Annotated in this window: 9 protein-coding genes; 3 read left to right on the top strand and 6 right to left on the bottom strand. The window is 69.6% G+C overall.

Annotated features, from left to right (window positions below):
• The 4 genes from rpoD to rpsU all read right to left on the bottom strand — a co-directional run.
• The coding region (gene rpoD, locus VFZ09_RS27950; RefSeq protein ID WP_329730734.1) for an RNA polymerase sigma factor RpoD at positions 1-2,009 on the bottom strand (2,009 nt) is incomplete at its 3' end.
• 89 nt (positions 2,010-2,098) lie between these two features.
• Entirely contained in the window at positions 2,099-3,934 is a 1,836-nt protein-coding gene (gene dnaG / locus VFZ09_RS27945; RefSeq protein WP_329730733.1) for a DNA primase, read from the bottom strand.
• Between the two features lie 266 nt (positions 3,935-4,200).
• Complete coding sequence (locus tag VFZ09_RS27940; RefSeq protein ID WP_329730732.1) at positions 4,201-4,659, bottom strand: GatB/YqeY domain-containing protein; 459 nt, start codon at positions 4,657-4,659, stop codon at positions 4,201-4,203.
• Positions 4,660-4,748: 89 nt separating this feature from the next.
• On the bottom strand, positions 4,749-4,943 hold the full coding sequence (gene rpsU / locus VFZ09_RS27935; protein WP_002621505.1) for a 30S ribosomal protein S21: 195 nt from the start codon (positions 4,941-4,943) through the stop codon (positions 4,749-4,751).
• 119 nt (positions 4,944-5,062) lie between these two features.
• Here rpsU and VFZ09_RS27930 point away from each other — a divergent pair, with 119 nt between their 5' ends.
• Positions 5,063-6,658 (top strand): HEAT repeat domain-containing protein, encoded by a 1,596-nt coding sequence (locus VFZ09_RS27930; RefSeq protein WP_329730731.1) that lies wholly within the window; start codon positions 5,063-5,065, stop codon positions 6,656-6,658.
• A gap of 60 nt (positions 6,659-6,718) precedes the next feature.
• On the top strand, positions 6,719-7,633 hold the full coding sequence (locus VFZ09_RS27925) for a GGDEF domain-containing protein (protein ID WP_329730730.1): 915 nt from the start codon (positions 6,719-6,721) through the stop codon (positions 7,631-7,633).
• 65 nt (positions 7,634-7,698) lie between these two features.
• Here VFZ09_RS27925 and VFZ09_RS27920 read toward each other — a convergent pair whose 3' ends face one another.
• Positions 7,699-8,613: a GGDEF domain-containing protein gene (locus VFZ09_RS27920; RefSeq protein ID WP_329730729.1), complete on the bottom strand. Its 915-nt coding sequence runs from the start codon at positions 8,611-8,613 to the stop codon at positions 7,699-7,701.
• A gap of 77 nt (positions 8,614-8,690) precedes the next feature.
• Entirely contained in the window at positions 8,691-9,734 is a 1,044-nt protein-coding gene (locus tag VFZ09_RS27915; protein WP_329730728.1) for an asparaginase, read from the bottom strand.
• Positions 9,735-9,802: 68 nt separating this feature from the next.
• On the opposite strand from VFZ09_RS27915, the gene VFZ09_RS27910 reads away from it, so the two are divergent.
• Positions 9,803-10,789 carry a DsbA family protein gene (locus VFZ09_RS27910; protein WP_329730727.1) on the top strand — a complete coding sequence of 329 codons (987 nt, stop codon included), beginning with the start codon at positions 9,803-9,805 and terminating at the stop codon, positions 10,787-10,789.
• Positions 10,790-10,793: the final 4 nt, after the last annotated feature.

The raw sequence follows: 10,793 nt of genomic DNA, 5'->3' as shown, positions 1-10,793 counted from the left end.
CGCAGCTCGAGTACCTTGCGCTCGCGCTCGGTGAGGCTGGTCAGCACATCGTTGAGCTTTTCCTTCAGGAGGCTGTAGCTGGTCATGTCCGACGGATTTTCCGCGGACTTGTCCTCGATGAAATCGCCAAAATTGGTGTCGTCGCTGTCGCCCACGGGCGATTGGAGGGAGATCGGCTGCTGGGCCATCTTGAGCACGGCGCGGACGCGTTCAACGGGAAGGTGGATTTCCTCGGCGATTTCTTCCGGCGAGGGCTCGCGGCCGTATTCCTGGACGAGTTGCTTCTGCACGCGCATCAGCTTGTTGATCGTCTCGATCATGTGGACCGGGATGCGGATCGTACGGGCCTGGTCGGCGATGGCCCGCGTGATGGCCTGGCGGATCCACCACGTCGCGTAGGTCGAGAACTTGTAGCCGCGCTTGTACTCGAACTTGTCGACGGCCTTCATCAGGCCGATGTTCCCCTCCTGGATCAGGTCCAGGAACTGCAGGCCGCGGTTGGTGTACTTCTTCGCGATGGACACCACCAGACGCAGGTTGGCCTCGACCAGCTCCGTCTTGGCGCGCTCGGCGCGGCGCTCACCCATGCGGATGGCCTCGTAGTTGCGCCGCAGCTCCTCCACCTCGAGGTTGGCCTCCTCCTCCACCCGCTTGATGTTGCGCGTGGCCGTGCGCACGTCGCGCTCGAGCGCCTCGATCTGCTCGGTGGTGGCGTTCAGCTTGCGCTGCGCCTTCTTCATGGCCTCGGGGTCTTCCTTGGCCTCGCGCAGCAGCTCGCGCAGCGTGTCCATCGGCACGCCGTAGCGGCGCTCCTGCTCGCGCAGCTCCGACTCCGCCTTCTCCACGCGCTCGATGAGCCCCTTGAGGTTCAGGACGATGCGGTCCACCTGCTTCTTGTTCAGCCGCATCTCCTCCAGGACCTCCATCATCTTGGTCCGGAGATCCTTCACCTCCTGCTTGAGCTCCTTCTTCTTGACGTCGGTGAGCTTCTTCTTGCCGGAGAGCTCCGCATCGAGCGCCTCGCAGTCCTTGGCGAACTTGCGGATGCGCTCGATCTGCTTGTTGATCTGCTCGATCTTGTTCAGCTCGCTCTGCGCGAGCTGCGCCGGCTGGCCCTCACCCTCGGCGCCCTCCTCGGCGGCCTCGACCTCGGGCTCCTCACCCTCGGCCTGGGCCTCCTCGGGCGCGTCCTTGATGACGTCGCGCACGCGCAGCTTGCCGTTCTTCAGCCGGTTGCCGATGTCGAGGATCTCGACCATGGCCACGCGGCAGGCCAGCAGCGCCCGCAGCACTTCCTTCTCGCCGTCTTCAATCCGCTTGGCGATCTCCACCTCGCCCTCGCGGGTGAGGAGGCTCACGCTGCCCATCTTGCGCAGGTAGAGGCGGACAGGGTCGTTGGACTTGCCACCCGGCTCGTCGTCCTCGTCCTTCTCGTCCTCGTCGGCCTCGGCGCGCTCTTCCTCCACCGCGACCGTGGGCTTGATCTCCGTGCTCTGGGCGGCCTTCTGGGCGTCGACGATCTCGATGTCGTTGTCGCCGAACATGCTCATCACGTCGTCGATCTGATCCGACGACACGATGTCCGCGGGCAGGGCGTCGTTGACCTCGTCGTAGGTGAGGAAGCCCTTCTCGCGACCGGCGGCCAGGAGATCCTTGACCTCCTTGCGATCGGCGATGGGCTCCTCATCCACCTCGTCCTCGACGGCGTCGGGATCCACCTCGACGGCGGCGGCGGCCTCTTCGGCGGCTTCCTCGGGGTCGACGTCGCCGTCGTCCACCTGGGTGACGGCCTTGCGCTTCTTGAGCGTCTCGGTGGCCTTCTCGGCGGCGGCGGTCTTCTCGCTGCGCTCGGCCTTGTCGGCCTTCTTCGCGGAGAGGGCGGGCGCGGCCTCAGCGCCCTCGGTACCCTTGGCCGAGGCGTCCTCCGGCTTCTTCTTCTTGCGGATCTCCGGGGCCACCTTCTTCTTGGGCTTGACGGCCACCTTCGAGGAGGGCTTCTGCGTCGGCATTCGGGTACTTCTCCTTGGAAAAACAGGGACCTGGCCTGGAGCGAGCCGGCCGATCTATCGCAAAGTAGAGGATTCTTACAAACGCGAACTCAAACCGGTTGCATGGGGGCCTTTGTTCCCGGGGGGGACGGGCGGATTTCCTCTTCCACGCGTTTCTTGAGCGAAAGGAGCTCGATTCGTTGGGAGAGGAGCTGTTTCGTCTCCTCCGAGAGGTCGATGGCCCCGGTCATCTGGCTGGTGGTGCGCTTGATGTAGTCCAGCTGCTGATTGATGCGGCGCAGCATGATGGCACGGCACAGCTGGAGGAAGTAGTGCTCCAGGGCGGAGCCCTGCTGCTCGGCGAGCTGGCGGGAGGCGGCCTCCACGGCGCGTTTGAGGGTGTCGTGCGCCTCGAAGAGGGCGTCCTCGGCGCCGTGGCCCGAGGTGGCGTGGGCGAGCACCAGCCGGAGGCCGGGGTGGGACAGCTCGTCGTGGACGCGGAAGGTGTCGCGGACCACGAGCCGGGGCTCGCGCAGGACGGCGGCCACGTAGAGCGCCTCCAGGGCGTCCGGGGGCTTCACCGGAGGCGGGCGGGGCGCCGGGGCCTGGGGCGCCGCTCCCCTGGCCGGTGGCTGACCGGGCTTGGGCGCGGGCTTCACCGCGGGGGGCGGTGCCTTGCTGCGCAGGGAGGCTTCCAGCTCGGCCGCGGGCAGGCCGCACCAGGCGCTCAGGGCGCCGAAGAAGGCCGAGCGCACCAGCCCCACCGGCAGCTGCGCCGACACGGGCTTGAGGCGCTCCAGGGCGGCCATCTTCTCCTCGAAGCTGGCCTCCTTCCCCTGGGGCAGGAGGGTGAGGAAGACGTGATTGGTGAGGGGCCGGGCCTCGGTGAGCAGCCGCTCCAGGCCCACGGCGCCCTCGCGGCGGATGAAGGTGTCCGGGTCATCGCCCTGGGGCAGCAGGGCCACCTTGGCGGCCGCTCCCGCGGCGAGCAGGGGGCCGGCCAGGCGCTCCACGGCGGCCAGTCCCGCCTGGTCTCCGTCCAGCAGCAGGAAGAGCTCCCGGGCCTCGGCGCGGCCGAGCACCTTGAGGTGCCCCGGGGTGAGCGCGGTGGAGCACAGCGCCACCGTGTGCTTCACCCCCTCCTGGTGCAGGGCGATGCAGTCGAAGTAGCCCTCCACCAGCACGGCGGCCTTGCGGCGGCGGATCTCATCGCGCGCCTGGTCCATGCCGAAGAGCGTCTCGCTCTTGTTGTAGAGCCGGGACTCGCGGGAGTTGAGGTACTTGGGGCCCTCCTCCGCGTCCACCAGCCGGCCGCCGAAGGCGATGGGGCGGCCCTCGGGGGCGCGGATGGGGATGATGAGGCGGCTGCGGAAGAAGTCGAAGTAGCCGTCCCCCTTGTTCCGCCTGTTGACGAGGCCCGCGTTGAGGCCCCATTCCACCATCCCCGCCTTGGTGAGCCGGTCCGCCAGCGACGTCCACGCCGCCGGGGCCCAGCCCAGCCCGAAGGCCTTCGCCGTCTCCTCGGAGATGCCGCGGCTGGCGAGGTAGGCCCGGGCCCGGCGTCCCTCCTCCTCCCACAGCAGCGCCCGGAAGTGCTCGGCCGCCAGGTCGGTGGCCTCCTTGAGCTGCTGCCGCTCCCGGGCGCCGGGGTCCTGCGCCGCCTCCAGGTCCACCCCCACCTCGCGGGCCAGGTCCCTCACGGCGTCCAGGAACGTCTTGCCCAGGTAGCGCTGCACGAAGGACACGGCGTCACCGCTCGCGCGGCACCCGTGGCAGAAATAGAAGCGCTTCTCGGGGACGACGTAGAAGGAGGGCGTCTTCTCCTGGTGGAAGGGGCAGCGGCCCTTGAACTCGCGCCCGGCCTTCTTGAGCTCCACGTAGCGCGAGACGAGCCCCACCAGGTCCACCCGCTCGAGGACTTCCTGGATCTTGTGCTCGGGGATCATGTGTCCCACCCCCTCCGCCCGGCGCGAGCGGACCGCCATGGTCCGCACACCAGCCCCTGCGGACGAGTATGGGACGGGCCCCTGACATGGGCGAGGGAGGTCCGGCTCGGGTCGACGATGTGGAGAAGGAAGGGCATTTCGGCGCGTCGGGAACCGTCCGGGTGGGTGGACGGGAAGCGACCGGATACCCTTAATGGCCGATCAGCGGCCGGGCAAGTTCTCGAAGAACCCGCCCGGTGCCGTTCGAGGCCGGAAGGCCGGGACTGCTACAGCTTGGACAGCTGGTTCTTCACTTCCTCGGAAATCGCGCGGCCCTCGGCGCGGCCCTGCAGCTTGGGGGTGAGGAGCTTCATCACCGCGCCCATGTCCTTGGCGCTCTTGGCACCGGCCTCGGTGATGGCGGCCTGGACCTCGGCGCGCAGCTCGTCCGCGGACAGCTGCTTGGGCAGGTAGTTCTGGAGGACGGAGATCTCCTGCTCTTCCTTCTCGGCCAGCTCGGGGCGGCCTCCGGACTTGAACTGCTCGACGGAGTCGCGGCGCTGCTTGATGAGGGTGCCGATCACCTGAAGGATGGCGGCCTCGTCGAGAGGGCCGGTGGCGCCGGGCTCCACTTCCTTGTACTTGATGGCGCTCTTGAGCATCCGAAGGACGCTGGTGTTGAGCTCGTTCTTCGACCGCATCGCGTCCTTGAGGTCGGCGTCGATGCGCTCCCTGACGGTGGCCATGGCAGTGCTCCAGGTATGTGTGGGAAGGGTGCTGAACGGACGAAAGCCGGGGCGCTCGACTGACGCGTCCCCGGCTCACGAAAGGGCGGCTAGTACGTCTTGCGCGCCTTCTTCACCGCGCGCTTCTTGGCCGCGAGAGCCTTCTTCTTCCGCTTCACGGAAGGCTTCTCGTAGTGCTCGCGCTTACGGATCTCGGAGAGAATACCAGCCTTCTCGGTAGCCTTCTTGAAGCGCTTGAGGGCGCTCTCGATGGACTCACCATCCTTGACTCGAATGCCGGGCATAACTGTCACCTCCTTCCGTGTGCCTGGAACTGTAGGGGGCGCCGATATGACGCAGCGGGCGTGAAAACGCAAGGACACCCGCAGAAAAGGATCCACAGGGTAGGGTAAAGTGGACCCTCGTGAGTTCCGTCCTGTTCCTCGTCCTGCTGTTGTCGGCTGGCCAGCACGGCGGCCAGGGAGCCCTGGGTTGCTGGTCGTCCTGCCAGCGGCACGTGCAGGAGCAGGCCCTCCGCGCCCGCGTCTGCCAGCTGTGCGTCACCACCGGCCGGGCCGATGCCTGGGTGCTGGAGTTGGGACGCACCCGGGGGCTTCCCGCCCAGGAGGGGCTGCGCTCGGCCCTGACGGATCCGGACTGGCGGGTGCGCTGGGCCGTGCTGCGGGCCCAGGCGAAGGCCCGGGGACACACCGAGCCACGCACCCTGGCGGACTGGGTGGCCGAGGCCCCGGCCAGGGACGAGGTGCTCGCCTGTGTCACCGCCGCGCGAGCCGCCGCCAGTGCCGGCAAGTCCACGGCCGCCTACTTGAAGGAGGCGGGGGCCAGGGGGGGAGCGGCGGCCGCCCGCGTCTGGGCCCGCCGGGAAGCCATCCGGGAGGCGCTGGAGGTGGAGGTGTACTCCGAGCAGGCCGTGCTCCGGGGCGAGGCGCTCACCCACCTCGCCACCTTCCTGGGCAGGCCACCGGCCCGGGTGCTGCTGGAGTCCATGGCCCAGCGCCCCGAGGCGGGGGACCCGGCCGCCGCCTCCGCGCTCCTCTCGGTGGCCGAGAAGCAGGGCTCCTCGGTGGGACGGATGCTGCTGGTGGAGGCGAAGCCGCCGGATCAGGCCCTCATCAACCGTCTGTTCGCCGTCTACTCGGCGGACCTGGAGAAGCTGCAGAAGGGGCTGGCCTCCCTCGACATCGCCGAGCGGCGCGCCACCGTGCAGTCGCTGCGGCGCTACGGCCCCCTGGCACAGCGCGAGCTGGAGCGCGCGCTGGTGGACTCCGAGGCCCAGGTGCGCCGGCTGGCGGCGCGGGGGCTCGCCGAGGCCGAGGGCCTGCCGCTGCTGGAGACCGCGGGCCGGAAGATCCGCGCGGAGGGGAGTTCGCTGGACACCCGGCGGACCTGGATGGAGGTGGCGGCGACCGAGAAGGTCTGTGAGCCGTTCCTCCTGGAGCTGGCGCACGACACCGGGCTTCCCGCCGACACGCGGGGCGAGGCGGTGGCCCGGCTCGCCGACTGCGACGGCGGTGCCAGGCGCCGCCTCCAACTGCTGGCTCCCTTTCTGGAGGATCCGCAGGGCCCGGTGCGGGCCGGGGCGGTGCGGGCGCTCGCCCTGCCGCGCTCGCCCGAGGCGGATGCCGCCGTCACCGCCGCGCTCGAGGACCCGGCGCCGGAGGTGGTGGCCGCCGCCCTCGAGGTGGTGGGCCAGCAGCGCCAGGCGGCTCGGGCGGAGACCGCGGTGACCCTGCTCGGCTCCCCGCACGCCCAGGTGCGCGAGGCCGCCGCCCGCGCGCTGGAGTGGATCGGCCGCCCCCAGCATGTGAAGCCCCTCGCCCAGACGCTCCAGGAGGACAGCGTCGCCTCGGTGCGGGTGGCCGCCGCCCAGACGCTGGCCCTCCTCGGAGGCCCCTTCGCCGCCTCCGCGCTCAGCCAGGCCCTCGCGAAGGATCCGGACTCCCACGTCCAGCACGTGGCCCGGCGCGGACTGGAGCGGCTCGGCTTCCGGACTCCTTGAAGGCAGTCCTTGCAGGCGTCTTGGGTAGGTGGGTATGGTTCGAGGTCTGGAGAAGTGCGCATGAAGATTACACGAGCCATCGTCATCGAGCCGGGAGCGGCGGCACGCCGCAAGCTGAAGGACGGTCTGGAGAAGGCGGGACTCGAGGTGTCCGCCGTGGCGGAGTGGGAGGAGGCGCCGGGCCGGGCCCAGCTGGTGGTGTTGGGGCCCTCGGTGGAGCGGCCGGAGCGGGTGGCTCGCGTGGTGCGGGCGCAGTTGCCGCAGGCGCTGGTGCTGGCCGCGCAGCAGACGCCCGGCAAGGCCGGCTTCGCGGATGGCGTCCTTCCGCTGCCCGTCTCCGCGAAGGATCTCCGGGTGCGCCTGCCCGAGCTGGTGAAGCTGCGGACGCTCTCGAAGGGGACGCCGGCGCGCAAGGCTCGCTCCGCTCCCGCCGCCGAGCCGGTGCGCGCCGCGGGCGAGCCGCTGTTGGATCCGCTCACCCAGTTCTACGTCTTCGCCCACTTCAAGGACTTCCTCTTCGTCGAGGTGAAGCGCTCCCGCCGCCATGGCCTGCCCCTGGCGCTCGCGCTGGTGGCGTTCGATCCGCTCCCGGTCCGCGCGGGCCGGGAGTTGCGCGAGCAGCTCCATGGAGGACTGGCGCTCGCCATCCGCCGCTCGCTGCGCGACACGGACTACCCGGTGCAGTACTCGGCGGACCGGGTGCTGCTGCTGCTGCCGCACACGGACCTCGCCGGGGCCCACACCCTGGCCCGCCGCGTCTGCGAGCGCGTCACCCGCTCCAGCCTCGCCTTCGATGACCAGGTCATCCGCCCCACCGTGTCCGTGGGCCTGTCCGCGCTCGCCCCCGGACGCGAGGTGTCCTTCGCCGACCTCGTGCGTCAGGCGCAGAGCTCGCTCGAGTCCGCACAGGCCGCGGGCGGCAACCGCGTGGAGATGCTCGCGGAGACTCCGGGACTGGAGATTGAGGGGACCTAGCGAAGACCCTCACCCCGGCCCTCTCCCAGGGGGAGAGGGAGGACAGGGGAGGGAGGGGTGGATGGCTACGGGCCGCTGATGGCCTTGCCGTCCACCCGGTTCCGGCCCGCGCGCTTGGCCCGGTAGAGATACTTGTCCGCCGCGGCGATCAAGTCCTCCGCCTGCGCGAAGTCCGTGTCGTGCAGTGTGGCCACGCCCAGGCTGATGCTCACCTTGATGGGCGTCCCGCTGAAGATGAAGTCCGTGCGGTCCACCGCCACGCGGCAGCGCTCGGCACACGCGAGCGCCTGGTCCTCGGCCGACTCGCGCAACATCAGGGCGAACTCCTCGCCGCCATAGCGCGCGATGACGTCCTCGGTGCGGATGGTGTCGCTCACCCGCTGGGCGATCCGCGTCAGCACGTAGTCACCCGCCGGGTGCCCGTACACGTCGTTGATCTTCTTGAAGTAGTCCACGTCGAACATCACCAGGGACAGGGCCACCCGGTGGCGCAGGCAGTACGCGAACTCCTTGCGCAGCGTCTCCATGAAGTACTTCTTGTTGTACAGCCGCGTCAGACCGTCGCGCGTGGCCGACTCGTAGATGCTGCGCTGGTAGGCCTCCTCCAACTGATCCTGGATGGAGAACTTCAGCACCGTGTTGGAGCCGATTTGAATCTTGTCGCCGTCATAGAGCGGCGCGGCGCTCACCTTCAGGCCGTTGAGGAACGTGCCGTTGGTGCTGCCCAGGTCCACCAGCTGGAAGCGGCCCTCGCCGAGCGACACCACCTTCGCGTGCTTGCGCGAGATGCCATCGTCCTCGACCTGGAACTGCGCCTCCACGCTGCGGCCGAGCACCGTCTCGGACTTGTCCAGCTTGAACATCCGGCCGATTCCGGCCGCGGATTTCGCGCTGATGACGATGAGATACGCGCTCTGCTGCTGAGGGGCGTCCCCCAGCAGGTCCGAAATCGAATGGACGGCGGTCTTCTCGTCGGACATCGTGACCCCCATCTTATGGGTCGAGGATTGTTAGCAGCAAGCAGACCCCGGGACGGACGCCCTGGGATGGTCGGCTCCTAACGGGCGCTCCTCGACTTTTTGACCGGCAACTCCGCCACGGCGGGCGGCCGCTCGGTCATCTCCCCGACAATTGGGGTCTGGATGAAGCGGGCGAGCGACTCCCTGTCCCGGTAGTAGGAGAGCCCCTGCATCAGCTTCACCAGCGCCGCCGAGGGCGTCATGTCCCCCCCGCTCAGCGCCCCCTCCTGGAGGGCCGCCGCCCCGGACTCGTAGAGCGTCAGGTCCACCCCGTTGCGGAAGGCCTGGCTCACCACCACCACCGGCACGTCCCGCTTCCGGGCCTCCCGGAAGAGCGGCAGCAGGGAACGGCCCAGCGATGGATCGCTCGGGTAGTTACCCGCGCCATAGGCCTCCAGCACCAGACCGCGCAGGTGGGGCAGCAGGGCCAGGGGCAGGGCGGGGTCCAGGCCCGGAAACACCTTGAGCAGGAAGACGCGGGGCTCCAGCTTCTCGCGCAGGCGGAAGGGGCCCTTCTGACGCAGACCCGGAGCGAAGGTGGCGTCCACTCCCAGCGTGCCCAGCAGGGGGCAGTTGGGGCTCTCGAAGGCGTCGTACTCGGACACCTTCACCTTGCGGGTGCGGTTGCCCCGGTAGAGGTGGGAGTCGAAGCAGATGCTCACCTCGGGGGGGCCCTGGAGGGCGGAGAGCACCGCGTCAATGAGGTTGAGCCGGGCGTCCGAGCGGATCTCCCCCAGGGGCCGCTGCGAGCCCGTCATCACCACCGGCTTGGGCAGCCCGGGGAGCATGAAGGAGAGAGCGCTGGCGGTGTAGGCAAGGGTGTCGGTGCCGTGCGTCACCACGGCGCCGTCGAAGTCCGGCAGCCGCTGGTGCAGGTGGGCGGCCAGGCGGCTCCACAGCTCCGGCTGCATCTCCGAGCTGTCCAGGTTGGAGAAGAGCTCCAGCTCGATGTCGGCGAGCCGGAAGAGCTCGGGGCAGCGGGACTTGAGCGTCTTGAAGAAGGCCGCGGGGCGCAGCGCGGACGGCCGGCCTCCGGCCATCCCCAGCGTGCCGCCGGTGTGCAGCAGGAGGATTCTGGGCATAGGCGGCGTCCTCCCTGTCAGAGCCGGGGTCGCTTTACAAGCCCCGCGCGCATCGCTAAGACCGGCTCGTGCTCCCCGACCGTCGCAACCGCGTCCTCCTGGCGCTCACCCTGGCGCTGACGGCCCTCTCGGCCTGTACCAAGAACTCCGAGGCGGCCCAGCCCGCCCAGCCCACCGCGCCCAAGCCGTCCACCCCGGCTCCCGCGGCTCCGCCCCCCCAGGCAGCCGCTCCCGCCTCGGGGGGCTCGAGCCTCTCCGGCATCCCCGGCATGGACTTCTCCGCCCTGCCGCCCTCCGCCCAGCGCGAGCTGTCCACCGTCTTCTCGGACGAGTTCTGCTACTGCGGCTGCCCCCACACCCTGGGCCAGTGCCTCAAGGGCCATACCACCTGCCAGCACGCCAAGCGCATGGCCCGGCTCGCCGCCCGGCAGGCCGCCGCCGGAGTGCCGGCCACGGAGACCATCGTCGCCCTCTCCGAGTACTACTCCGGCTTCCGCGCCACCCGGCAGAAGCTCGAGGTGGACCCGCGCATGTGCATGGGAGACCCCAAGGCGCAGGTGTCGCTGGTGGAGTTCTCCGACTTCGAGTGCCCCTACTGCGGCACGGCCCGCCCGGTGCTCGAGGCCTTCGCGAAGAAGAACGCCAGCCGGCTGCGCTTCTGCAACGTGCCCTTCCCGCTGCCCATGCACGCCAACGCGGTGCCCGCTGGCCAGGCGGTGCTCTGGGCGCGCGACCAGGGCAAGTACTGGGAGATGCACGACGCGCTCTTCGAGAACGCGCGCAACCTGTCGACGGCCAACATCGTGGCCATCGCCAACAAGCTGGGCCTCAAGGGCGCGGACCTCCAGAAGGCCCTGCAGGCCGGCACCTACGCCCAGGAGCTGGAGAAGTACAAGGAACTGGGCAACAGGGCCGGCATCCGCGGCACGCCCAGCCTCTTCTTCAACGGCCGCGTCTACGACACGCAGATGGGCGTGAACGAAGAAGCCCTCACCCACAGCCTCGAAGACGAGCTCGAGTGGCGCGCGAACAACAACGCGTGGGCCGCCGACTGACGGT

It is taken from the genome of Archangium sp. (assembly GCF_036277355.1).
GTDB lineage: Bacteria > Myxococcota > Myxococcia > Myxococcales > Myxococcaceae > Archangium.
The sequence above is the reverse complement of the archived record's forward strand: the minus strand, read 5'-3'. Positions and strand labels throughout refer to the sequence as shown.

What these genes read in the sequence shown, in the direction of transcription:
- dnaG (WP_329730733.1), bottom strand. Translation starts at nt 3,934, where the DNA reads ATGATCCCCGAGCACAAGATCCAGGAAGTCCTCGAGCGGGTGGACCTG.
- VFZ09_RS27940 (WP_329730732.1), bottom strand. Translation starts at nt 4,659, where the DNA reads ATGGCCACCGTCAGGGAGCGCATCGACGCCGACCTCAAGGACGCGATG.
- rpsU (WP_002621505.1), bottom strand. Translation starts at nt 4,943, where the DNA reads ATGCCCGGCATTCGAGTCAAGGATGGTGAGTCCATCGAGAGCGCCCTC.
- VFZ09_RS27925 (WP_329730730.1), top strand. Translation starts at nt 6,719, where the DNA reads ATGAAGATTACACGAGCCATCGTCATCGAGCCGGGAGCGGCGGCACGC.
- VFZ09_RS27920 (WP_329730729.1), bottom strand. Translation starts at nt 8,613, where the DNA reads ATGTCCGACGAGAAGACCGCCGTCCATTCGATTTCGGACCTGCTGGGG.
- VFZ09_RS27915 (WP_329730728.1), bottom strand. Translation starts at nt 9,734, where the DNA reads ATGCCCAGAATCCTCCTGCTGCACACCGGCGGCACGCTGGGGATGGCC.